The 22,485-nt window shown below is 45.4% G+C and carries 21 protein-coding genes; 16 read left to right on the top strand and 5 right to left on the bottom strand.

The features are described from left to right. Positions 1 to 394 precede the first annotated feature (394 nt). Positions 395 to 994 (top strand): hypothetical protein, encoded by a 600-nt coding sequence (locus ACTS60_RS09000; protein WP_440887958.1) that lies wholly within the window; start codon positions 395 to 397, stop codon positions 992 to 994. A gap of 73 nt (positions 995 to 1,067) precedes the next feature. On the opposite strand, the gene ACTS60_RS08995 is transcribed toward ACTS60_RS09000, so the two are convergent. Beyond that, positions 1,068 to 1,946, bottom strand: coding sequence for a carboxylate/amino acid/amine transporter (locus tag ACTS60_RS08995; RefSeq protein ID WP_010444899.1), 879 nt, complete (start codon positions 1,944 to 1,946; stop codon positions 1,068 to 1,070). A gap of 70 nt (positions 1,947 to 2,016) precedes the next feature. Further along, entirely contained in the window at positions 2,017 to 2,442 is a 426-nt protein-coding gene (gene uspA, locus ACTS60_RS08990; protein ID WP_010444901.1) for a universal stress protein UspA, read from the bottom strand. A gap of 210 nt (positions 2,443 to 2,652) precedes the next feature. On the opposite strand from uspA, the gene ftnA reads away from it, so the two are divergent. From ftnA to ACTS60_RS08975, 3 genes are all read left to right on the top strand, one after another. Then, a complete protein-coding gene (ftnA, locus tag ACTS60_RS08985; protein ID WP_010444903.1) occupies positions 2,653 to 3,180 on the top strand; it encodes a non-heme ferritin in 528 nt (175 codons plus the stop codon). Between the two features lie 90 nt (positions 3,181 to 3,270). After that, on the top strand, positions 3,271 to 3,594 hold the full coding sequence (uspB, locus tag ACTS60_RS08980; RefSeq protein ID WP_440887957.1) for a universal stress protein UspB: 324 nt from the start codon (positions 3,271 to 3,273) through the stop codon (positions 3,592 to 3,594). Between the two features lie 147 nt (positions 3,595 to 3,741). Next, positions 3,742 to 4,935: an NAD(P)/FAD-dependent oxidoreductase gene (locus ACTS60_RS08975; RefSeq protein WP_010444909.1), complete on the top strand. Its 1,194-nt coding sequence runs from the start codon at positions 3,742 to 3,744 to the stop codon at positions 4,933 to 4,935. Between the two features lie 42 nt (positions 4,936 to 4,977). Here the strand turns inward: ACTS60_RS08975 and ACTS60_RS08970 are convergent, their stop codons facing one another. Continuing rightward, positions 4,978 to 7,425 carry a sensor domain-containing protein gene (locus ACTS60_RS08970; protein WP_440887956.1) on the bottom strand — a complete coding sequence of 816 codons (2,448 nt, stop codon included), beginning with the start codon at positions 7,423 to 7,425 and terminating at the stop codon, positions 4,978 to 4,980. A 199-nt stretch (positions 7,426 to 7,624) separates the two neighbouring features. Further along, positions 7,625 to 8,530 carry a DMT family transporter gene (locus ACTS60_RS08965; protein ID WP_010444912.1) on the bottom strand — a complete coding sequence of 302 codons (906 nt, stop codon included), beginning with the start codon at positions 8,528 to 8,530 and terminating at the stop codon, positions 7,625 to 7,627. A gap of 169 nt (positions 8,531 to 8,699) precedes the next feature. On the opposite strand from ACTS60_RS08965, the gene rmuC reads away from it, so the two are divergent. From rmuC to ACTS60_RS08920, 9 genes are all read left to right on the top strand, one after another. Next, positions 8,700 to 10,232 (top strand): DNA recombination protein RmuC, encoded by a 1,533-nt coding sequence (rmuC, locus tag ACTS60_RS08960; protein ID WP_440887955.1) that lies wholly within the window; start codon positions 8,700 to 8,702, stop codon positions 10,230 to 10,232. A 78-nt stretch (positions 10,233 to 10,310) separates the two neighbouring features. Further along, entirely contained in the window at positions 10,311 to 11,090 is a 780-nt protein-coding gene (gene ubiE, locus ACTS60_RS08955; RefSeq protein ID WP_440887954.1) for a bifunctional demethylmenaquinone methyltransferase/2-methoxy-6-polyprenyl-1,4-benzoquinol methylase UbiE, read from the top strand. Positions 11,091 to 11,101: 11 nt separating this feature from the next. Continuing rightward, positions 11,102 to 11,737: a ubiquinone biosynthesis accessory factor UbiJ gene (locus ACTS60_RS08950; protein ID WP_440887953.1), complete on the top strand. Its 636-nt coding sequence runs from the start codon at positions 11,102 to 11,104 to the stop codon at positions 11,735 to 11,737. Continuing rightward, the gene (ubiB, locus tag ACTS60_RS08945; RefSeq protein ID WP_440887952.1) at positions 11,734 to 13,368 is read left to right on the top strand and encodes a ubiquinone biosynthesis regulatory protein kinase UbiB; all 1,635 of its coding nucleotides are present in this window, start codon (positions 11,734 to 11,736) and stop codon (positions 13,366 to 13,368) included. The genes ACTS60_RS08950 and ubiB overlap by 4 nt, the downstream gene beginning before the upstream one ends. A gap of 48 nt (positions 13,369 to 13,416) precedes the next feature. Beyond that, a complete protein-coding gene (gene tatA, locus ACTS60_RS08940) occupies positions 13,417 to 13,665 on the top strand; it encodes a Sec-independent protein translocase subunit TatA (protein ID WP_005429959.1) in 249 nt (82 codons plus the stop codon). Between the two features lie 3 nt (positions 13,666 to 13,668). Then, positions 13,669 to 14,067, top strand: coding sequence for a Sec-independent protein translocase protein TatB (gene tatB / locus ACTS60_RS08935; protein WP_440887951.1), 399 nt, complete (start codon positions 13,669 to 13,671; stop codon positions 14,065 to 14,067). Between the two features lie 68 nt (positions 14,068 to 14,135). Then, the gene (gene tatC / locus ACTS60_RS08930; protein ID WP_440887950.1) at positions 14,136 to 14,885 is read left to right on the top strand and encodes a twin-arginine translocase subunit TatC; all 750 of its coding nucleotides are present in this window, start codon (positions 14,136 to 14,138) and stop codon (positions 14,883 to 14,885) included. 253 nt (positions 14,886 to 15,138) lie between these two features. Further along, on the top strand, positions 15,139 to 15,936 hold the full coding sequence (locus ACTS60_RS08925) for a glycoside hydrolase family protein (protein WP_206361397.1): 798 nt from the start codon (positions 15,139 to 15,141) through the stop codon (positions 15,934 to 15,936). After that, positions 15,926 to 16,375 (top strand): lysozyme inhibitor LprI family protein, encoded by a 450-nt coding sequence (locus ACTS60_RS08920; RefSeq protein ID WP_045386162.1) that lies wholly within the window; start codon positions 15,926 to 15,928, stop codon positions 16,373 to 16,375. Before ACTS60_RS08925 ends, ACTS60_RS08920 begins: the two co-directional genes overlap by 11 nt. A 64-nt stretch (positions 16,376 to 16,439) precedes the next feature. On the opposite strand, the gene ACTS60_RS08915 is transcribed toward ACTS60_RS08920, so the two are convergent. Further along, on the bottom strand, positions 16,440 to 17,204 hold the full coding sequence (locus tag ACTS60_RS08915; RefSeq protein ID WP_182026427.1) for a TatD family hydrolase: 765 nt from the start codon (positions 17,202 to 17,204) through the stop codon (positions 16,440 to 16,442). A gap of 186 nt (positions 17,205 to 17,390) precedes the next feature. Between ACTS60_RS08915 and hemB the strand changes: the two genes are divergently transcribed. The 3 genes from hemB (at position 17,391) to polA (ending at position 22,409) form a co-directional block, all read left to right on the top strand. Next, a complete protein-coding gene (gene hemB, locus ACTS60_RS08910) occupies positions 17,391 to 18,452 on the top strand; it encodes a porphobilinogen synthase (protein WP_440887949.1) in 1,062 nt (353 codons plus the stop codon). 123 nt (positions 18,453 to 18,575) lie between these two features. Continuing rightward, entirely contained in the window at positions 18,576 to 19,010 is a 435-nt protein-coding gene (locus tag ACTS60_RS08905) for an N-acetyltransferase family protein (protein ID WP_440887948.1), read from the top strand. A gap of 606 nt (positions 19,011 to 19,616) precedes the next feature. Then, on the top strand, positions 19,617 to 22,409 hold the full coding sequence (gene polA / locus ACTS60_RS08900; RefSeq protein ID WP_440887947.1) for a DNA polymerase I: 2,793 nt from the start codon (positions 19,617 to 19,619) through the stop codon (positions 22,407 to 22,409). Positions 22,410 to 22,485 lie beyond the last annotated feature (76 nt).

Raw genomic sequence — 22,485 nt, 5'->3', positions numbered from 1 at the left:
ACCTGATAAGCCGATAACGCAGTAGAAAGGAGCCACAAACGCTGCCCAAAGGGTTCGGCTAAAAGCGTTTTACTCTTTGTTGAGAGGATTTTGCTTAGAATAACTAGGCTACAAACCTCTCGCCGCGATTAAAACGCTTTTGACTAGGCGTCCCCATCCGAACAAAATTTAACCGCAAAAGGTCAACAGACCCTAAACACCTGACGACAAAATACTTCTTCTCACAGCGCCTCATTAGGCGCTGTGTTTGTATCTGGCGTTTGCTCCGCTTATTGATACTTTTCTCTTGCTAATTCGGCATACTGACTGTATATCTAACTAAGAATTATTATTATTACACTTGTGTGATGTCGTAGAGTAAGACAGTCGAGAATTGGGAAGCTGGAGTAGTAGCATGGCGAAACGATTATGTAAGATGAGCCGCAAACAGATTGCTGAGAGTTTGGGTGACATCCACCGCTTGGTGGTAGCGCCTAAGTTTATATGCCGCTCTTGTGCTCGTTCTTCTGCATCCAAAGATACCTTATGTAAACCTGCCGCGATTCCTCCTCAAAAATGCCAAGATAAACTGCTGTCCGAGCAACAAAGTTGTGGTTTGTTGGCAGAGGCGTTACCAACCCCATCTCTTACACAAGATACGCCAATCATCATGGTGCCTGAGCAAAGCGCAGAGAAAGCGGCGATCGTGAAGCGCGTGGTGGAACGAGTGAAAGAGAAAAAACTGGCAGCGAAAGTGGCAGCCGTAACCTCAGCCACCCAGCTAGAGACACCAGCGATGTTTGATTTATCAGATAAGAAAGCGCTGAAGAAGGCGAAGAAAGCGGTTAAGAAACACTACAAGCAGCAGAAGAAGTTGCTTAAGTTAGCCAAAAAGCAGCAAAAACTGCTGAAACGCCAACGCAAGCTCGAAGCACGTAATGCCAAGCTAGAGGTGCAGCTACCAACGCCACCTAATGCGTTGATGAACACAAGCTCGCAAGCCAAAGTGCATTAATCAAATCAACAAAAAACGCTCTCCAGTTGGAGAGCGTTTTTTTATGGTTGGAATGTTTGTTGGGATCGATGTATTACTTGTTGGCGTAACTCATCTCTACGCGCTTTTTCACCCAAGTCTCATTGATCCACAGCGACAGCATGATGATCGCGCCGCCAATAGCAAGTCGCGTCACATCAACATCGCGGTTCCAAATCACGATATTCACAATCAATCCAGCAGGGACAAGCGCGTTGTTCATCACCGCAAGTGCGCCAGCATTGACCATAGTCGCGCCTTTGTTCCACGCAAAGTAACCAAAGCCTGATGCGATCAAGCCGAGGTACGTCAAAATACCCCATTGTGTTGCTGTGGTTGGCATCTTGTCTAAGTTACCCATTAGAGCAAAAGCAACGGTCGCCACGCACAATGCACCTAAGTAGAAATAACCAAACACCGTATGCTGCGGCAGATCCACCGGTTCGGTTTCCATAATGTACTTGTAGCCGACCTGACCGATGGCAAAACACAGGTTTGCCCCTTGTACGACCAAAAAGCCCATCAAGAAGTTTTCATTGATGCCTGCAAACTTAATCCACGCCGCGCCTAGCACCGCAATTGCAGCGGTAACCAAATACCAAGGCGAGAAACGACCTTTCAAGAAGTCATAAATCAAGGTGACATAAATAGGCGTAAATACGGTGAACAGTAGTACTTCTGGTACAGAAAGGAGTAGGAAAGATTGGTAGTAGAAGCAATACATCAAACCGAGCTGGAAGCCGCCGACGATCATCAGTTTTGCAATCAGAGACTTGCTTACGCCACGGAATTTTAAGAAAGGAATGAAGACGAGGCTCGCCAACGCAACGCGCATGAAAACGGAGAACCAAGAATCGACCTGACCGGCTAGGTAAACGCCGATCAGGCTAAATGAGAATGCCCAAAGTAGGGTAACTGCGGATAGATAAGCCATGGATGAGAATCTTTATCAACAACAAATGTGCCCGCAGTCTAACCAAGTTTTAAGGTCACGCCAATGCAAATTAGTCTTTTAGCGGTACGACCAGCATGTCGACTGGTGAGCAGTTAATGAGCTGACGAGTCGATGAGAGAATCTTGCTCCAGAAGTCTTGGTGATGACCACAAACGACCAAATCGATACTGTAGTCTTGAATGGTATCGCACAGTTCGTTACTTAAATCACCGCTACCAACCAAAGTATGCGTGATTGGGTATCCCGCATATTCCTCAAAGTTGGCCAATTGTGTGCGCGACGCTTCCATTGCTTGGTGTTGCGCCTCCGCCATATTGATATCGATAAGCCCGGTGTAAAGTTCGGCGTAATTCACATCGATATGAATGAAAGAGACTTTCGCATCCAGAGGTTTAGCCAGTGATACGGCTTTCTTAATCAACACTTTACTGTCGTCTGATAGGTCAACTGCCACAAGTATGTGTTTGTAACTCATATTGCCATCTCCTTGATAAGGTCATACTGTCAGATTAGCACTAAGTCTAAGATAATTTTGCTGAAGTGATCTCATATCAATCTAGTAGGTAGAATCTCATGGCAAAGGAATCATGTTATAGTGGCGTTATACCCAAGTGACTTTGTTGTCCTTGAACCATCTCTTTTGAGGTTACTTGGGTATATTGCATGCACATAAATAGGAGTTAACATGCTGTCTCAAACTATGGTTGAACAATTGAATGAGCAAATTAACCTAGAATTTTTCTCATCCAATCTATACTTACAAATGAGTGCTTGGTGTGAAGACAAAGGTTTTGAAGGTGCGGCTGAATTTTTACGCGCTCACGCCGTAGAAGAAATGGAGCACATGCAACGTCTTTTCACTTATGTGAGTGAAACTGGCTCAATGCCAATCCTGGGTGCAATTGAAGCACCAAAGCATGATTTTGCGAGCCTAGGTGATGTTTTCCGTGAAACCTATGAACATGAGCAAATGATCACGGAAAAAATCAACAAACTAGCGCATGTTGCATTTACAAGCCAAGACTACTCAACGTTTAACTTCCTACAGTGGTACGTGGCTGAACAGCACGAAGAAGAGAAGTTATTTAAAGGGATTTTAGACAAGATCGAATTGGTTGGTGAAGATGGTAAAGCATTGTTCTTCATCGATAAAGATCTAGCACAAATGGCAAAAGAAGGTTCATCTTCAATCATGGATGCTCCAGCTGCATAACGCGTTCTCAACGCGATAAGTAGCGGGTAAAGGACGAAGCATTGGTCGTCTTTTTCTCTTGAGCATCATTGAAGATGTAGGGAGGAAAAGATGATCAGTGGAGACACAATCTTATTTGCGCTAATGGTTGTAACGGGACTGAATATGGTTCGTTACTTAACCGCTCTTCGTTCTCTTATTTACATCATGCGTGAAGCACATCCTTTGCTGTATCAGCAAGTGGATGGTAATGGGTTTTTTACTACTCATGGCAACGTCACCAAACAAGTGAGGCTCTACCATTACATTAAGAGTAAAGAGTATCACCATCATCACGATGAGATTTTTACGGGTAAGTGTGAGAGGGTACGTGGACTCTTCATTTTATCGACCGCTTTACTCGGTGTAACCCTACTGGCTGCCTTCATTCTATAAGCCAGCAAGCAGTGCTTGGAATTTAAGCGCTTTTCCCGCTCGACTTTTGTCGTTAGAATAGCGCCCGCAGAAAGCAAGGATGTGCATTACGCACATCCTTTTTTATTTTTGGATTTACCAATCTAAATAAGTAATTGAGCGTTACCGATGAGTAAGAAATTTGATGTTGTTGTAATTGGCGCTGGCGCGGCAGGTTTGATGTGTGCTGCGGAAGCAGGTAAGCGCGGACGCAGTGTGCTCGTGCTGGATCATGCGAAAAAGCCAGGACGTAAAATCCTTATCTCAGGTGGTGGTCGTTGTAATTTCACTAACTACGATGTTTCCGCAAACAACTACTTATGCCAAAACCCGCATTTCGTGAAATCGGCGCTGTCGCAGTACACCAACTGGGACTTTATTTCGATGGTCAGTAAGCATGGCATCGAGTTTGAAGAGCGCGATCACGGACAGCTATTCTGTGTTGATGCGTTTACTGCAAAAGACATCGTTAAGATGCTACTAGCAGAATGCGACATGCCAAACATCCAACAACGCTACCAATGTGACGTACATTCGATTGAGAAAACTGACGCGGGCTTCCGTCTGCATGCGGGTACTGAAAATATCGAATGTGAATCTTTGGTGGTTGCCACCGGCGGTCTGTCGATGCCTAAGCTTGGCGCGACGCCATTTGGCTACAAGATTGCTGAGCAGTTCGAGCTTCCAGTGATTACCACTACGGCAGGTCTAGTGCCGTTTACGCTGCATAAAGAAGACAAAGAAGATTTCGCTGAGCTATCGGGCATTGCGATTCCAGCAGAAATCACCGCGCAAGACGGCACCATGTTCAAAGAAGCGCTGCTGTTTACTCACCGCGGCTTATCTGGTCCATCGGTTCTGCAGATTTCTTCGTTCTGGAAAGCGGGTCAGAAGGTGACAATTAACCTCGTGCCAAACGACGACATCGCAGAGTTGCTAGAACGCAGCCGTGAGAAGCATCCGAACCAATCCCTAAAGAATACACTGGCGAAAGTGCTGCCAAAACGTTTAGTTGAAGTGCTGATCGAGCGTAAAGAATTAGCAGATAAACCACTTAAACAGTTCAACCCGAAAGAGATGGCAAACATCGTTGAACGTCTAGAGAACTGGGCTGTGGCACCAAACGGCACAGAAGGCTACCGCACCGCGGAAGTTACTTTAGGTGGCGTAGATACTGATCACCTGTCTTCAAAAACCATGGAATGTAAGAACATCAAAGGTTTGTACTTCATCGGTGAAGTGATGGACGTAACTGGCTGGTTAGGTGGTTATAATTTCCAGTGGTGTTGGTCGAGCGGCTTTGTCGCGGGTCAGTGGGTGTAATTAGATCGAATAAAAAGACCGAGCTAGTGCTCGGTCTTTTTATTAATGAAACAGCCTTTCTGGCAGTACTGGAGCGCTAAATCGGTAGCCCTGCCCGTACAAACATCCTTTCTCTTTTAAATATTTTGCTTGTTCGTCTGTTTCAATACCTTCTGCGACTACCTTCAATGACAAGCTATTGCTCATTGCGATGATGGCATCAACAATGGCTTTACTATCTTCATTACTTGGCACATCAGAGACGAATGAACGGTCTACTTTGAGCTTAGTAATAGGTAAGCCTTTTAGGTATGACAATGAAGAGTAGCCAGTACCAAAGTCATCCAGTGAAATCTCAACGCCGAGCTCTCTTAGTTGGTTTAACGACTCAATGGCATGTCGCGGGTCGTTCAACAAAAAGCTCTCGGTAATTTCTAGATCCAACAAGTTTGCGGGAAATTGAGTGCGTTCGAGAATGTCTTTCAATCGCTCAATAAAGCCGTTTTTTTGCAATTGAAGTGCTGAAACGTTGATCGCCATTTTTCCGAAGGCGATGCCTTTATCTAACCAGTATCGGCCTTGTTTGCATGCTTGCTCCATGACCCAAGGACCAATCACTTGAATCAAACCTGTTTTTTCAGCGATTGGGATGAAATCCGCTGGAGAAACTTGGCCAAGTTCTGGATGTTTCCAACGTAGTAGGGCTTCTACGCCGATTAGGCTTTTATTACTGAGTTGATATTGTGGCTGATACACGAGATACAGTTCGTCTTTCTCAATGGCTTCGTGCAAAGCAGATTGCAGGCGGACGTGAGATACCGATTTATCGGTTAGCTCTGGAGAGTAGAAAGCATAACCATTTCGTCCATTCTTCTTAGCAAGGTACATCGCCGTATCGGCATTTTTAAGTAAGGTTTCACTGTCTCGACCATCTTCAGGGTAGAGCGCAATACCGATGCTGGTTGATACTCTCAGTGATTCGTGGTTTGCCAATGAAAAAGGCTTTTTGAAGACAGTGAGAATGTCTTTAATCGTCGTGATTAGGTGCTCATTGTCATCGATCTCTGGCAAAATGATCACGAATTCATCACCACCAATTCGAGCTACATGAGCCGATAGATCAAGGACATGTTGCAGTCTTTCCGCAAGTTTTGTTAGCAATTGGTCGCCACAAAAATGACCTAAGCTGTCATTGATATGCTTGAAGTGGTCAATATCAAGGAATAGCGTAGCAAAAGACTGTTGGTTTTTTTGTCCGCTTTCAATGTGTTGTTCTAGCAGAGTGATTAGGTGTGTACGATTTGGCAGATTAGTGAGCGGATCATAAAATGCCATGCGTTGAAGCTTCTCTTCATGCGCTTTGCGAACGGTAATATCTTCAAATACGCAGATATAATTAATCAGATGATTCTTATCATCTTTTACTGCACTGATGGTCGCTAACTGCGGATAGATACACCCATCCTTTTTGCGATTGATAAATTCGCCTTTCCATTGCCCTTTTGTTTCTAGCTGATGCCACAGCTCTTGATAAAAGCGGTCATCATGATGTCCAGAACGAAGAATATTAGGGTTTTTACCTATCACCTCTGCGGCTGAGTAACCCGTGATATGAGTAAATGCGCTGTTAACGTCTAAGATATTGGCGCGACGATCGGTGATCACCATCCCTTCTTGAGAGTTATTGAATATCTTTGAAGCGAGAGAAAGTTGCGTTTCTATCATCTTCCTGCGGGTAACGTTGCGTGTCATACCCAAAATACCAATCAGCTCACCAGCATGGTTGCGGACGGGTGATTTGATGGTTTCTAGCCAAGTCGGGTTATTGTTGTCATCAATCAAAGAGCACTCTTCAACAGTGTTTTGGCTGCCTGTCGCGATCACCAACTGGTCGGTATCGATGAACTTTTCCGCGCGAGCTTGGCTAAATAACTCAAAGTCGTTTTTCCCGACAATGTCATTGCTGGTCATGTTCCATGCTTGTTCCACACTGCGATTGGTCAAAGAGTAGCGGCCATCAATGCTCTTTATCCATGTATGATCATCAAGACAATCAACAAACTCTTGCAAGCTTGGTAGCAGCGACGTGTCTTGGTGCAGGTGTCTTGATTGCTCGCGATGAAAGCAAGTGCCCGCATCAAAGCTAATGCGCCCTGCGAGTGAAGATAGCCAGCCCTCTAACTCAGCGCCGTTATGGTTATCATGAACAAGAGCAATCGCTGCAAATAGCGTTTCATCGGGCAACCAGATAGGGCAGTAGCTTAATACTTGATTGGCAAAGCTGATACTTTCTACAGTTAAACTTGGGGCTTGGAAATCGCTTGTTGCAGAAGCGAGCTGGACAGCAATATCGCGACTGTGCCCAGTGGTGGTTTTAACTTCACTTAACTGCCATTGGCGAGTGTAGCTAAAAGTAAATAACTGACCTTGGGCTTGATAAGCTTGGCAGCACTGCTCAAGGGCTGCTTGCCAAGTATTAAGTTGGTCTGGTGAAATTGCAAAGCGAAACATATTAAATTAATTATCCTGACATGCCCCTGTTTGGCGCGCTACCACGTGCACCAATATGAGTAGTTAATTTGGGGCTTTGGTTATATCGTATCCAAAGCCCCCATAAATCCAAGTCAAGAATGAGAGATAAGATGAGTAATTTGTTAGCTATCTCTCTTTTTAACGAAATTGCATTTGGTTTTGTAAAGTTTCGCTTTATTTATTGCTGGGGCTCTGAAAGCTGCTTTTTGCCAAATTTTACTTGTTGGATCACCAAGCCGCTGATGATCAGCACCAAGCCTATCAAAGTGGATGGATGAATCTCTTCGCCAATGATGGTGGCAAGTAGCATTAAAGAGATGAACGGTGAGGCAAAAATCAGATTGCTAATGCGAGCTGTGTTTTCGGTTAGCTTCAGTGCTGATAACCAAAGTACGAAGGTGACCCCCATCTCAAACAGACCCACGTAGGTCACTGCCGCCCAGCCTTTCGCGGTGATTTGGCCCCAGTCTGCACCTTCGTAGATACTCAAGCCAATCGCAAATGGGATGGCAACCAAAAAGCCAAGGAGTACGCCAATTACAGGATCGGCTTTGTTTTTGGTATTGAGAATCCAGTAACTTGCCCAAAGCAGAGTCGAGAGCAGAGCTAGCCCGACACCAAGCGGACTTTCAAAATCCATCCCTAACACATTGCCTTTGGTGGCAATCACGATGACTCCCAAATAACTAAAGCAGCATGCGATCCAGTCTTTACTTCGGATTTTTTGGCCTAAGAAAACCGCCGCCATTAAAGTCAAGGTGATCGCCCAACTGTAGTTGATCGCCTGTGCTTGGGAGGCGGGTAGCAAATCATAGGCCTTGAACAAAATCAGGTAGTAGGCCAGTGGGTTAATTAAACCGAGCAGTAAGTAGTACCAAGGATTAGAAAGAAACGTCGAGCTGAGCTGATTGAGCTTACCCTGCACACCACACACCATGATGAGTGCGATGGCTGAGACAATACTCGCCATGGTCAGCATCTGAATTGGTGTGAATTCCGCTAAAGTCAATTTAAATGCGGTCGCTACTGTTGACCAAAGTAATACCGCTGATAGCCCAAATCCTAGGGCGCGACGCTCGTTCATGATGCCTCTGTGTGATGAAGTACCGCTCATTGTTGTTGGTTTGAGCTGGTGTGAGTATGTTGTACGGAGCACCTAGTGTATGCGAGGATTTTTCATCCAACAAACTGGACATTTATCCAGTATGTAAATACCATTGTTAAAGATAAAAAACACAGGCTAACTCGCTATTATGCAATGGATTCTTGAGCATCAATCTCTCATTTTGTCTTCTCTTTTTACCGCGACTATTAGCGGCATTGCAGTGGGTTGGTGGGTCAAACAACGTTTTGCCACGCAAACCCAGCTACTTGAACAGCAGCTCTTTTCTGAAAAACAACTTCATCAACAACAACTTGAGCAAGTGAAGCAAAGCCTTGCTGAGGCGCAGCAAGAACTAGATGAACTCGATGATGAACGCGATAAAGCAGCATTCGAGGTGCGCCAAACCCATGGTAAATTGATGGCGGCGATGGAAAAGTTGCGTTATTTCGAAGCAGTAAAACAAGAGCGCCAGCAGTATTTTGATGAGCTAGGGCAGATGCGAGAGCACAAATCACGTCTTGAAACCCAACTTGGTGAGCAGCAAGCGCGCCACGAGCAAATCAACCAAGCCAACGCAGAAAAGCTTCAGATTCTTGAGCAAGCAGAAGTGCGTTTGAAGCAGCAATTTGAACACTTAGCGAATCAACTATTCGAAGAGAAAACCGCCAAAGTCGACATGCAAAACCGCCAAAGTTTGGAAGGTTTATTGTCTCCACTAAAAGAGCAGTTAGAAGGGTTCAAAAAGCAAGTCAACGACAGCTTTAGCCAAGAAGCCAAAGAGCGTCATACCTTAGTACACGAACTTAAAAACCTACAGCGCTTGAACGAGCACATGACCCGAGAAGCGGTCAATCTTACTCAAGCGCTGAAAGGTGACAACAAACAGCAGGGTAACTGGGGTGAAGTGGTTCTGGCTCGTGTATTGGCAGAATCTGGCTTACGTGAAGGGCACGAGTACCAAACTCAGGTGAGCTTGCAAAACGAAGCAGGCAAACGCTATCAACCGGATGTGATTGTTCACTTACCGCAAAACAAGCAAGTGGTAGTCGATTCGAAAATGGCACTGGTGGCGTACGAGCGCTACTTCAACGCAGAGAATGACATTCAACGTGAGCAGGCGCTGAGCGATCACTTAGCCGCACTGCGCGCCCACATCAAAGGCTTGAGCCTTAAAGATTACCATCAGCTAAAAGGCATCCAGAGCTTAGACTACGTACTGATGTTTATTCCGGTCGAGCCTGCATTCCAAGTCGCAATTCAAGCTGATCCGAGCCTAGTCAAAGACGCAATGGAACAAAACATTATTTTGGTCAGTCCTACTACTTTGCTGGTGGCACTACGTACGATAGATAACTTGTGGCGTAACGAGCGCCAAAACGAAAACGCCCAACTGATCGCTGAACGCGCTGCGAAGCTGTATGACAAACTGCGCTTGTTTGTAGACGATATGGAAGGGCTTGGCGGCGCATTAGACAAAGCCAACCAAACGTACCAAGGCGCGATGAATAAGTTGGCGACAGGGCGCGGTAATGTGATTCGCCAAGCAGAAAGCTTTAAGCAACTTGGCGTTGAGGTAAAACGTCCTATTTCTCCTGATCTTGCCCAGTTAGCGCAGAGTGAGTCATTTTCGGAAAATGCTCCTTTAGTAGAAAGACATCCGGCTGAGGATAAAGTAAACTAATCGCCCGCAGTGCAGTGGGCGACCATATTTGTCAGCTATCGCCCCGAAGTGAGAAAGTGCTGCCCAAGAGGAATCAGAATGACGGACACAAGTGTGCAATCAAATACAGCATTAGATAATGACACTACCCACTTTGGCTTTACCACAGTGGCAAAAGAAGAAAAAGTGACCAAAGTTGCCGAAGTTTTCCACTCAGTGGCAGCGAAATACGACATCATGAATGACTTGATGTCAGGTGGCGTTCACCGCCTTTGGAAGCGTTTTACTATTGATTGCAGCGGCGCTCGTCCGGGACAACGCGTTCTTGACTTAGGTGGTGGTACTGGCGACCTGACGGCGAAATTCTCGCGTATTGTTGGCGACCAAGGCCACGTGATCCTAGCGGACATCAACAACTCAATGCTAAATGTAGGTCGTGACAAGCTACGCGATAACGGCATTGTAGGTAACGTGCATTACGTGCAAGCAAACGCAGAAGAACTGCCTTTTCCAGATGATTACTTTGACGTAATTACTATCAGCTTCTGCCTACGTAACGTAACGGATAAAGACAAAGCGCTGCGCTCGATGTTCCGCGTATTGAAGCCGGGTGGTCGTCTGTTGGTGCTTGAGTTCTCAAAACCAATTCTAGATCCGCTATCAAAAGTGTACGACGCGTACTCTTTCCACCTATTGCCGAAAATGGGTGAGCTAGTGGCAAATGACGCAGACAGTTACCGTTACCTAGCAGAATCTATCCGCATGCACCCAGACCAAGATACGCTGGAAGGCATGATGAAAGAAGCAGGCTTCGAAAACACCAAATACTACAACCTAACGGGTGGTATTGTGGCGCTGCACCGCGGCTACAAATTCTAAGGATAAGCGGTATGCCATTTGAACCTCTTATCACTGCCGTTATTGAAACGACACTAAATACGCTGATTAAAGACGATCCTGAATTGGGTCGTCGTTTGTCACGTCTTAAAGGTCAGGTGATTCAAATTCATCTGAAAGAAATCAATAAGACATTGACGTTCATCTTCAGCCAGCAAATCGATGTTTTGGGCAACTACGAAGGTCAGCCAGATTGTTATCTGTCGCTGAATCTAAGCGTCCTGCCTGAGCTGCGCGATCAAGCCAACATCACTCGCCTTATCAAGCAAGACAAACTTGAGCTTGAAGGTGACATTCAATTAGCACAGAAATTCTCTCAATTGATGGTGGATTGCAAACCCGATATCGAAGAGTGGCTGTCTCGCGTGACGGGTGATGTCGTGGCTCATACGTTTGTGCAAGGCACCAAAAACGTCGGCGGTTTCTTTGCTTCTCAAGCAGAAAAACACCAACGTCATCTTGCTCAAGTAGTAACAGAAGAGTGGAAACTAGCCCCTGCACCATTGGAAATCGCCCACTTCTGTGATCAGGTGGACGATGTTCGCAGCCAAGCTTCTCGCGTTGAAGCTCGACTTAACGTACTGTTAAATAAATTCGATTTGGATAAGCCTGCGCTGGAGAAATCATGACGCCAGCAGAAATAAAGCGCTTATACCACATCATCAAAGTTCAGCTGGAATATGGCTTGGATGAGTTGCTGCCAGAGCATCAACTGACCAAAGCGCCGCTTTTGATGCGCAGAAGCTTATTCTGGATTAAGAACAAGCACCCTGAGAAACCATTAGGTGAGCGTCTTCGTCTCGCTCTACAAGAACTTGGTCCGGTTTGGATTAAGTTTGGTCAGATGATGTCGACTCGTCGTGATCTTTTCCCTCCACATATCGCCGATCCTCTTGCGCTTTTGCAAGACCAAGTTGCGCCATTTGATGGGCAGTTGGCGAAGGAGCAAATGGAACTGGCACTGGGTGGTCCATTAGATAACTGGTTCACGGAATTTGATATCAAACCGTTAGCGTCTGCGTCGATTGCCCAAGTGCATACGGCGCGTTTAAAAGACACTAACCAAGAAGTGGTATTAAAGGTCATCCGTCCAGATATTCGTCCGGTGATTGATTCAGATCTAAAACTGATGCACCGGATGGCGCGTATAGTCGCCGGAGCGATGCCTGAAGCACGTCGTTTAAAACCAGTTGAAGTGGTTCGCGAGTACGAAAAAACCTTACTTGATGAACTCGATTTGCGTCGCGAAGCAGCGAACGCGATTCAACTGCGTCGCAACTTTGAAGGCAGTGAAGAGCTTTACGTACCAGAAGTTTTTCCTGACTTTAGTAATGAAACTGTCATGGTTTCTGAGCGAATATATGGCATCCAAGTTTCTGATATTGAAGGCTTGGAAGCGAATGGTACTAATATGAAATTGCTCGCGGAACGCGGTGTGAGTGTGTTTTTCACTCAGGTGTTCCGAGACAGCTTTTTCCATGCCGACATGCACCCGGGCAACGTGTTCGTTAAGCCGGAACATCCAGAGAACCCGATGTGGATTGGGCTGGATTGTGGGATCGTTGGTACACTTAATAGTGAAGACAAACGCTATCTGGCAGAAAACTTCCTCGCTTTCTTCAATCGTGACTACCGCCGCGTAGCGGAACTGCACGTTGACTCAGGGTGGGTGCCTGCCGATACCAATGTCGATGAATTTGAATTTGCGATTCGCATTGTGTGTGAGCCAATTTTTGCTAAACCACTGTGTGAAATCTCTTTCGGTCATGTACTGTTGAACCTGTTCAACACGGCACGTCGATTCAATATGGAAGTGCAACCGCAGCTTGTATTGCTACAGAAAACGCTGTTGTACGTCGAAGGGTTAGGTCGCCAGTTGTACCCGCAACTTGATTTGTGGGAAACAGCAAAGCCCTTCCTTGAAGAATGGATGATGAATCAAGTCGGTCCGCAAGCTTTGGTTAATGCGATCAAAGACCGCGCGCCGTTCTGGGCAGAGAAGTTACCGGAACTGCCGGAGCTGCTTTACGATAGCCTTAAGCAAGGTAAAGCCATGAATCAACGCATGGATCAGCTTTATCAAGGTTACCGTCAGAGTAAGCGTCAGCAGGCGACAGGAAAGTTTTTATTTGGTGTTGGCGCCACTTTAGTCGTATGCTCGGCAATATTGGTGGATAACGCTTATGAGCAGCTATCGATGGCCTGCGGTATCGCAGGGGTCACATTTTGGTTGCTTAGTTGGCGAGCTTATCGTCGATAGACGTTAAACTCTTGAAATAAATTTGTTTAAAGACCCGAGGTAAAAAGAATGGGTGGTATCAGTGTTTGGCAACTTCTAATCATTGCTGTAATTGTTGTATTGCTATTCGGAACTAAGAAACTACGCGGTATCGGTGGCGATCTGGGTGGTGCCGTTAAGGGCTTCAAAAAAGCGATGAGCGAAGATGAACCTGCGAAGAAAGACGACAAAGACGCAGACTTCGAGCCAAAAAGTCTAGAAGAGCAGCAAAAGAAAGAAGCAGCTCCTGAATCGAAAAAAGACAAAGAGCAGGCGTAAAACGTGTTTGATATCGGTTTTTGGGAACTGGTATTAATATCTGTTGTTGGTCTGGTTGTTCTTGGTCCCGAGCGTTTGCCACATGCCATCCGCAGTGTCTCTCGTTTTGTCGGAGCAGCGAAGAGTATGGCAAACAGCGTCAAAGACGAGTTGTCACACGAGCTGAAAGTTCAAGAACTGCAAGAAAACTTGCGCAAAGCTGAGCAAATGGGGATGGATGATCTGTCTCCTGAGCTGAAATCTTCAGTCGAAGAGTTGAAGAAAGCGGCGCAATCTGTAAACCGCCCTTACGCGGAGCCAACCAAATCAGAAGCGGAGCCTAAACCAGAGGCACCTGCGACTGAAACCGTTGAGAAAGCGGAAGAGATTAAGGTTACAGCGGCAGATAAGAAAGCCGAATAGTCTCATTAGGAGGAGCTACTAGTGATTGGTAGCTCCTTTTTGATCAGGTTTTAAAAAAGAGGTTTGCCATGTCTACCGTCGAGCAGACACAACCTTTAATTAGTCATTTATTGGAACTTCGCAACCGACTGCTAAAAGCTATTGCCGCAGTATTGGTGGTGTTTGTTGGGCTAATTTACTTCTCTAACCACATCTACGAGTTTGTTTCAGCACCTTTGGTAGAACGTTTACCTGAAGGTGCAACGATGATCGCAACCGATGTGGCTTCACCGTTTTTCACACCTTTGAAGCTAACGCTAATTGCTTCGGTGTTTATTGCGGTGCCGTTTATCTTGTACCAAGTTTGGGCATTTGTTGCGCCAGGTTTGTACAAGCATGAGCGTCGATTGATCATGCCACTGCTGTTTTCAAGCTCACTGCTTTTCTACTGCGGTGTGGCGTTTGCCTACTTCGTGGTCTTCCCGCTGGTGTTTGGCTTCTTTACCGCTATCTCACTTGGTGGGGTAGAGTTCGCAACCGACATCTCGAGTTACCTCGATTTTGTACTGGCGCTGTTTATGGCGTTTGGTATTGCGTTTGAAGTGCCTGTAGCGATTATCTTGCTATGTTGGACTGGTGCCACCACACCACAAGAGCTGAAAGAGAAACGTCCATACATCATCGTATGTGCGTTTATTGTCGGTATGTTACTGACGCCGCCGGATATGATCTCGCAAACACTACTCGCAATTCCGATGTGTTTGCTGTTTGAGGTGGGTTTGTTCTTCGCGCGTTTCTACACACGTAAAGACAACGAACAAGAAGAAGTGGAAGAGTAAGCTAGAGGTTATAGGCCTGCGCCTTTCATTAATCGAATATAGAGCCCTGCTTTTAGCAGGGTTTTTTCGTATTGGAAGAAGGAGAAATGAGGTGTTAGTGCTGACAATGTTACGCAATAGAAAGCTCTATTATTTAGAAGACCGTCGAAAAAACGATTTCGGTAGTTGTAAACGGTCATAGCATCTACGTTTTGCGACAGACTCAGTTAACTAAGTGTTTTAGCATCTCCTGAATATCAAGGAGGGTAGCATAGTGAAATTACTGAAATCTGTAGGCATTCAAGGGCATAATTTACCGAGTGATATTAAAACTGTTCAACAGAGCTTGAATTTATTAGCTCCAAACAAACTAGCACTAAAAGCTCTAGCTATAGATGGTAAATTGGGCCGAACTCCTTCAAAGTCAAAGACCGTGGAAGCTATTAAGCTTTTTCAGAAGAAAGTAGTTGGAATGAGTCGTCCTGATGGGCGAATTGATGTCAATGGCAGGAGTCACCGAAAACTAAAAGAATTACTTTTAAGTGTAACTCCAAGTGTAAATAGTGCACAGAAATCCTCGTATACACTGAGTATCAAAGGGGCGAATTTGCTTAAAAAAATAGAGCAATTAAAGCTTCTTCCATACGATGATCAAAATGGCCAATCTATCTCGCACTGGAATAAAGGGGCAACAATAGGTTACGGACACTTAATCTCTCAAGTTAACTGGGATAAGTATAAAAATGGAATTGATGCCAAGGAAGCAGATTTACTGTTCACAAAGGATGTTAAGCCATTTCAAGATGCAGTCAGAAATAGTCTGAAGGTTAGTGTTTCGCAAAGTCAGTTTGATGCAATGGTGATTTTTGCATTTAATATTGGCGTAGGTGGCTTTAAAGAGTCGAGTGCATTGAAACTAATCAATAACCCAGAAGCAAAAACAAGTTATCCAAGTTTGGAAAAAGCTTGGAAGGCATGGAATAAATCTCAGGGTAAGACAAATAAAGGTCTAATAAATCGCCGGGCTTGTGAATGGACGATTTTTACGGAAGGAGTTTATCGTGGTTGGTAAGAAATTTATGACATATATCCTGACTTATTGTTTTGTCTTTTTTTCCAGTTCTAGCTTTGCAATCGATAACCCTGATGCTGTTGATTATACCCAACGGTATTTGGAAGTTGTGAGTCAATACGAGAGTCAGTTGAATGCAATAGATTCAACAGGTGTTGATGTGTTGGCAAAATACTCTAACTATATGGATTTTCTGGATTCAGAATTGAACAACGCCTATGGTTTGGCTAGAGAAAAAATACCTTCAAAAGAATTTGATAACTTAAAGCAATCACAACGTCAGTGGATTAAATATCGCGATGCAGAATTTGAGTTTATTGATGTTAATTGGGTACAAGAAAACTTTGGTACTTCCTCAAGGTTATCGCGATTCCATTACAAAGCGAGCGTAATTAAATCGAGAACGACCCAACTGTATGATTATGTGAAGAACTACTAGGTTTGGTCGGTTGTCTGAAGCGGTCAACGGTTTGCCGCTTCAATATGATTATCTAAAGATGGCCTTATGATAGAGCAAACAACTTTTCTGCATTATTAGTGGTGATGCGATCCACTTCCTCGATTGGCACTTCAAGCAATTCCGCTACGCGTGCTGCCACCAACGAAGTATAAGCCGGCTCGTTACGTTTACCACGATGTGGTACAGGCGCTAGGTATGGGCAGTCTGTTTCTAGAATTACCCAGTCCATATCCAGATGCGGGATGACCTTATCCATACCACCATTTTTAAACGTAGATACGCCACCCAGACCTAAGTGGAACCCAAGCTCGTTGATCGCTTGCGCTTCTTCTACGCTACCGCCAAAACAGTGGAATACACCACGTAAGCGACCGTCTTGTTCTTGACGAAGTAAGGTCAGCGTTTCTTCAATAGAGTCACGTGTATGGATAACGACAGGTAAATCCATCTCTTTAGCCCAGTTTAACTGAGTGACAAACGCCATCTCTTGCTCTGCGCGGAAAGTTTTATCCCAGTAAAGATCGATACCGATTTCGCCCACTGCAATGAAGTTGTGCTTATCAAACCAGCCACGAATGATTTCCAGTGTTTGTTCCACATTGCCGTCCACGTAACAAGGGTGTAGCCCCATCATTGAACGACAAACCTCAGGGTAAGTTGCTTCGGTTTTTAGCATCGGCTCAATAGATTCAAGATCGATGTTTGGCAGCAGAATTCTATCGATGCCTTGTTCTAAAGCGCGCTTCACCACCTCGTCGCGGTCGTTATCAAATTCGCTAGCGTAAATATGAGCGTGAGTATCGATCATCGTTGGTCTCTATGGTTTATCGGTATATGGAATTAGTGAGAAGTATACTTGAGTGTGAGTGCTGGGTCATTTTCGGTTTTTTTCATGCCGTTTTTCCATATTGCTGCTCGCAAGGTACATCAAGAGTGATATGATTTTGCCACCAGATGATTTGATCATCTTAACCTTCCAGACAAGGAGAAAGTGGTGTCTGTATCAATTCAAGGTCCATTCCCTGCACGCCGTATGCGTCGTATGCGTAAGCACGATTTTAGTCGTCGTCTGATGGCTGAAAACCAAGTTTCAGTAAACGATCTGATTTACCCAATGTTTGTTTTAATGGGTAAAGATCGTCGTGAAAGTGTTGAATCGATGCCGGGTGTAGAGCGTTTGTCGATTGATTTAATGCTAGAAGAAGCACAATACCTAGCGAACCTAGGCGTACCAGCAATCGCGCTTTTCCCTGTCGTAAACCAAGACGCTAAAAGCTTATGTGCGGCTGAAGCCTACAATCCTGAAGGTTTGGTTCAGCGCGCAGTACGTGCATTAAAAGAGCACGTACCTCAAATCGGTGTGATCACAGACGTGGCACTCGACCCATTCACTACACACGGCCAAGACGGCATCATCGATGAAGATGGCTACGTGATGAATGATGAAACAACCGAAGTACTTGTAAAGCAAGCGCTGTCTCACGCAGAAGCGGGGGCAGACGTAGTTGCTCCGTCAGACATGATGGACGGTCGCATTGGTAAAATCCGTGAAGCTCTAGAAGAAGCGGGTCACATCCATACCCAAATCATGGCCTACTCTGCGAAGTACGCATCAAACTACTACGGTCCATTCCGTGATGCAGTCGGCTCAGCATCGAACCTAAAAGGTGGCAACAAGAAGAACTACCAAATGGATCCTGCGAACAGCGATGAAGCGCTACATGAAGTGGCTCTCGACATCAATGAAGGCGCGGACATGGTGATGGTTAAGCCAGGTATGCCTTACCTTGACGTGGTTCGCCGCGTTAAGACTGAGCTACAGGTACCGACGTTCGCTTACCAAGTTTCTGGTGAGTATGCGATGCATAAAGCGGCCATCATGAATGGTTGGCTAAAAGAGCGTGAAACCGTGATGGAATCTTTGCTTTGCTTCAAACGTGCTGGTGCTGATGGCATTCTGACTTACTTTGCGAAAGACGTAGCAGAGTGGCTAGCGGAAGAAAATGCACAAGCTGCGGAACACCTAGTGAAGGCTCAAGAAGCGACTGACGAGTAATTATCGCTCAATGAGAAAAGCCAGACCGACAATAGTTGTCGGTCTGAATATACCCAAGTACCCTCAAGACGGAATACACACGGCTGAAGTTACTTGGGTATATTTATTTCTGGAGAGTAAAAAATGACAATGCTGATTCGTGAAGGCACGCTGGAAGATGCGATCCAAGTGGTGGCTCGTGTTACCGAGTTTGCTCGTGGTGAGACGGTTGGATCCATGGCGGAGCGCCTTGGAGATAAAAAAAGTTTAATCTTAGTGGCTGAGAAAGCGGGCGCGATCCTTGGCTTTAAAATTGGTTATGAATTAGATGATCACTCTTTCTACAGCTGGTTTGGTGGCGTGGCCCCAGAAGCGCGTAATGAAGGTGTCGCGCAGATGTTGTTGGAAGCACAAGAAGAATGGGTCGCTGAGCAGGGCTACAAAACCTTAAAAGTGAAATCACGTAACCAATTTCCTGCCATGCTTCGCCTATTACTAAGAAATGGCTACATCATTGAAAAATTTGAAGAAAAATCTAACTTACGTGAGTCTCGAGTGCATTTCATTAAGGCGCTATAAAAATAAATGAGATTTTTTCTCATTTAATTGTTGATTATTAAATGAGAATCATTATTATTAATCATGTCTTAGGGAATGAGGAAAGTTCACAAGGACGTTGAATTACCAATTAACCTGGTGTTGAGAAGGTGATGAGACAATTTTCCCAGAACTTGCACGAATTCTTTTTGACACGACATTGCTCACATTGCTTCCAGTGTAATTTATAGCTTCTTGGTCAAGCTGCCATACAAATGGAAAATAGCTTTACCGCTTCTGCTAGGCGACCCTATATGGGTCGCTTTTTCTTTTCTAATTTTTCTATTTGACGCCATCATTTTTAACTTTTCCACATAACATGATCATTTTAGGATCGTTGATCTTTTCATCTTTCCATAAATATATTTTTTAAAAACAGCATCTTAAGTTAATCTTTTTTGCTTTTTTACGGATAAGGAAAACCAGTGGATAACTTCTACTAACAGACTTATCCACAGTTAAGTGGTTTTTGTTTGTACGAACCGGGGATATTTCCGAGAGTTGGATCGAGCGAACAAGATAGATTCGGATCAGCAGTCATGGCATTCTAAGCAGATCTATTAAGTACTGATTTGGATACAGACAATTATGGCAAGTATTCCTGAAAATCCGTTGATTCTGATCGACGGCTCTTCTTATCTATATCGCGCGTTTCACGCTTACCCTGGCACGATGAGTAACGGTGAAATCCCAACCAACGCAGTTTACGGTGTAGTGAACATGCTACGCAGCATGATGCGCCAGTTTGCATCGGATCGTATTGCAGTGGTTTTTGATGCGAAGGGTAAAACCTTCCGAGACGATATGTATCCAGAATACAAAGCGAACCGTCCACCAATGCCGGACGATCTTCGTTGCCAGATTGAACCACTGCACAACGTGATTCGTGCTATGGGCCTACCACTGATCTGTATTCCTGGCGTGGAGGCTGATGATGTGATCGGTACTCTGGCGTACCAAGCATCGCAACAAGGCATGCCTGTTTTGATCAGTACTGGCGATAAAGATATGGCGCAGCTGGTGGATGACAACGTTACCTTGATCAACACCATGACCAACGTCGTGATGGATCGCGAAGGTGTGGTTGAGAAGTTTGGTATCCCACCAGAATTGATCATCGACTACCTAGCGTTGATGGGCGATAAAGTTGATAACATCCCTGGCGTTCCGGGTGTGGGTGATAAAACCGCAACGGCTCTGCTACAGGGCATTGGCGGTCTGACAAAGCTGTACGAAAACCTTGATGATATCGCAGCACTTGGCTTCCGTGGCTCGAAAACCATGGCGAAGAAGCTAGTCGACAACAAAGACAATGCCATGTTGTCTTACGAGCTTGCCACCATCAAGCTGGATGTGGAGCTGGAAGAGACTCCAGAATCATTGCTAAAAGCAGAACCAAGCACAGATGAGCTGATCAAACTGTACGGTCAGTTGACGTTTAAGTCTTGGTTGAATGAGCTATTAGAAGGTGGCACAGGTGCGGTTGAAGCGGATGAATCAACTGGCGCGGCGCGTGGTGGCTCTGCTTCATCTAAAGCCGATATGGATACCTCAGCGGTAAGAATCGACCGTAGCCAATACGAAACCATCCTAGATGAAGCTTCATTTAATGTTTGGTTAGACAAACTAAAAGCGTCTGAGTTATTTGCGTTTGATACCGAAACCGACAGCCTAGATTACATGGTGGCAAACTTGGTTGGCTTGTCATTTGCAATTGATGAAGGCATTGCTGCTTATGTACCAGTTGCTCATGACTATCTAGATGCGCCTCAGCAACTGGATCGTGATTGGGTATTGGCACAGCTAAAGCCGATTCTTGAAGATGAGGCTCAGGCGAAAGTCGGTCAGAACCTAAAATACGACGCTTCTGTGCTGGCTCGCTACGGTATTGAGATGAAAGGCATCAAGCACGACACCATGTTGGCGTCTTACGTATACAACAGCGTAGGTGGCAAGCACGATATGGATAGCTTGGCATTGCGCTTCCTACAGCACAGCTGCATTTCATTCGAGCAAATCGCAGGCAAAGGTAAGAACCAGCTAACCTTCAACCAAATTGAGCTTGAGGAAGCGTCTCCATACGCGGCAGAAGACGCGGACGTGACACTTCGTCTACATAACCGTCTATCCGCCAACATCGATCAAGATGAAAAGCTAAAAACGGTTTACGAAGAGATTGAAATGCCACTAGTGCCGGTTCTGTCTCGTATTGAACGTACTGGTGTTCTGATTGATGACATGAAGTTAGGCGCACAGTCGGTAGAAATCGCAGCTCGTCTTGAAGAGCTTGAGCAAAAGGCATTCGAGATTGCAGAGCAAGAGTTCAACATGAACTCGCCTAAGCAGTTGCAAGCAATCCTATTTGAGAAAATGGGTCTGCCGGTTATTAAGAAGACGCCTTCAGGTACACCTTCTACTAATGAAGAAGTGCTGCAAGAGCTGGCTTTGGACTACCCACTACCAAAACTGATTTTGGAATACCGTGGTCTGGCGAAGCTAAAATCAACTTACACTGACAAATTACCGAAGATGATTAACCCATCAACGGGTCGTGTACACACATCTTACCATCAAGCGGTAACCGCAACGGGTCGTCTATCATCGACCGATCCTAACTTGCAGAACATCCCAATTCGTAACGAAGAAGGTCGCCGTATTCGCCAGGCATTTATTGCTCCGACTGGCTACAAGATCTTGGCTGTTGACTACTCGCAGATTGAATTACGTATTATGGCGCACTTATCGGATGACCAAGCACTGCTTGACGCATTCCGCCATGGTAAAGATATCCACGCGGCAACAGCTGCAGAAATCATGGGCGTTGCAATTGAGGATGTTTCAAGCGAGCAGCGTCGTCGCGCAAAAGCGGTTAACTTTGGCCTTATCTACGGCATGAGTGCATTTGGTTTGGCGAAGCAGCTAGGTATTCCGCGTGGTGAAGCACAAGCTTACATGGACAAATACTTCGAGCGTTACCCAGGCGTGATGCAGTACATGGAAGACACGCGCAGTGCTGCTTCTGCCCAAGGGTATGTAGAAACTATCTTTGGTCGTCGTCTGCACCTGCCTGAAATCCAATCGCGTAATGGTATGCGTCGTAAAGCGGCAGAGCGTGCAGCGATCAACGCACCGATGCAAGGCACCGCAGCGGATATCATCAAGAAAGCGATGCTACTTGTTGATCAATGGATTCAAGAAGAAGGCAATGGTCGAGTGAAGCTTCTGATGCAAGTGCACGATGAATTGGTGTTTGAAGTCGAAGAGACGTCTTTGTCCGAAATTGAAAGTAAAGTACAGAATTTGATGGAATCTGCGGCAGATCTGAAAGTTCCTCTTGTCGCTGATGCAGGCCATGGTGACAATTGGGATCAAGCACATTAGTCATTTTTAAATCAATTCTGTCAATTAAACATGAGCCAACGCACAAACGCTGGCTTTTTTGCGCCAATAAAAAAGA

The sequence above is a fragment of the Vibrio sp. WZ-1 genome (assembly GCF_052037695.1).
Classification (GTDB): domain Bacteria; phylum Pseudomonadota; class Gammaproteobacteria; order Enterobacterales; family Vibrionaceae; genus Vibrio.
This window is presented reverse-complemented; position numbering and strand designations above follow the sequence as displayed.

Bases quoted from the DNA above. Each gene is read 5' to 3' on its own strand.
- uspB (WP_440887957.1), top strand. From the start codon at position 3,271: ATGATCAGTGGAGACACAATCTTATTTGCGCTAATGGTTGTAACGGGA.
- ACTS60_RS08915 (WP_182026427.1), bottom strand. From the start codon at position 17,204: ATGATCGATACTCACGCTCATATTTACGCTAGCGAATTTGATAACGAC.
- uspA (WP_010444901.1), bottom strand. From the start codon at position 2,442: ATGAGTTACAAACACATACTTGTGGCAGTTGACCTATCAGACGACAGT.
- polA (WP_440887947.1), top strand. From the start codon at position 19,617: ATGGCAAGTATTCCTGAAAATCCGTTGATTCTGATCGACGGCTCTTCT.
- ubiE (WP_440887954.1), top strand. From the start codon at position 10,311: ATGACGGACACAAGTGTGCAATCAAATACAGCATTAGATAATGACACT.
- ACTS60_RS08975 (WP_010444909.1), top strand. From the start codon at position 3,742: ATGAGTAAGAAATTTGATGTTGTTGTAATTGGCGCTGGCGCGGCAGGT.
- ACTS60_RS09000 (WP_440887958.1), top strand. From the start codon at position 395: ATGGCGAAACGATTATGTAAGATGAGCCGCAAACAGATTGCTGAGAGT.
- ACTS60_RS08950 (WP_440887953.1), top strand. From the start codon at position 11,102: ATGCCATTTGAACCTCTTATCACTGCCGTTATTGAAACGACACTAAAT.
- ubiB (WP_440887952.1), top strand. From the start codon at position 11,734: ATGACGCCAGCAGAAATAAAGCGCTTATACCACATCATCAAAGTTCAG.
- ftnA (WP_010444903.1), top strand. From the start codon at position 2,653: ATGCTGTCTCAAACTATGGTTGAACAATTGAATGAGCAAATTAACCTA.
- ACTS60_RS08970 (WP_440887956.1), bottom strand. From the start codon at position 7,425: ATGTTTCGCTTTGCAATTTCACCAGACCAACTTAATACTTGGCAAGCA.
- ACTS60_RS08995 (WP_010444899.1), bottom strand. From the start codon at position 1,946: ATGGCTTATCTATCCGCAGTTACCCTACTTTGGGCATTCTCATTTAGC.
- ACTS60_RS08905 (WP_440887948.1), top strand. From the start codon at position 18,576: ATGACAATGCTGATTCGTGAAGGCACGCTGGAAGATGCGATCCAAGTG.
- ACTS60_RS08965 (WP_010444912.1), bottom strand. From the start codon at position 8,530: ATGAACGAGCGTCGCGCCCTAGGATTTGGGCTATCAGCGGTATTACTT.
- rmuC (WP_440887955.1), top strand. From the start codon at position 8,700: ATGCAATGGATTCTTGAGCATCAATCTCTCATTTTGTCTTCTCTTTTT.
- tatA (WP_005429959.1), top strand. From the start codon at position 13,417: ATGGGTGGTATCAGTGTTTGGCAACTTCTAATCATTGCTGTAATTGTT.
- tatC (WP_440887950.1), top strand. From the start codon at position 14,136: ATGTCTACCGTCGAGCAGACACAACCTTTAATTAGTCATTTATTGGAA.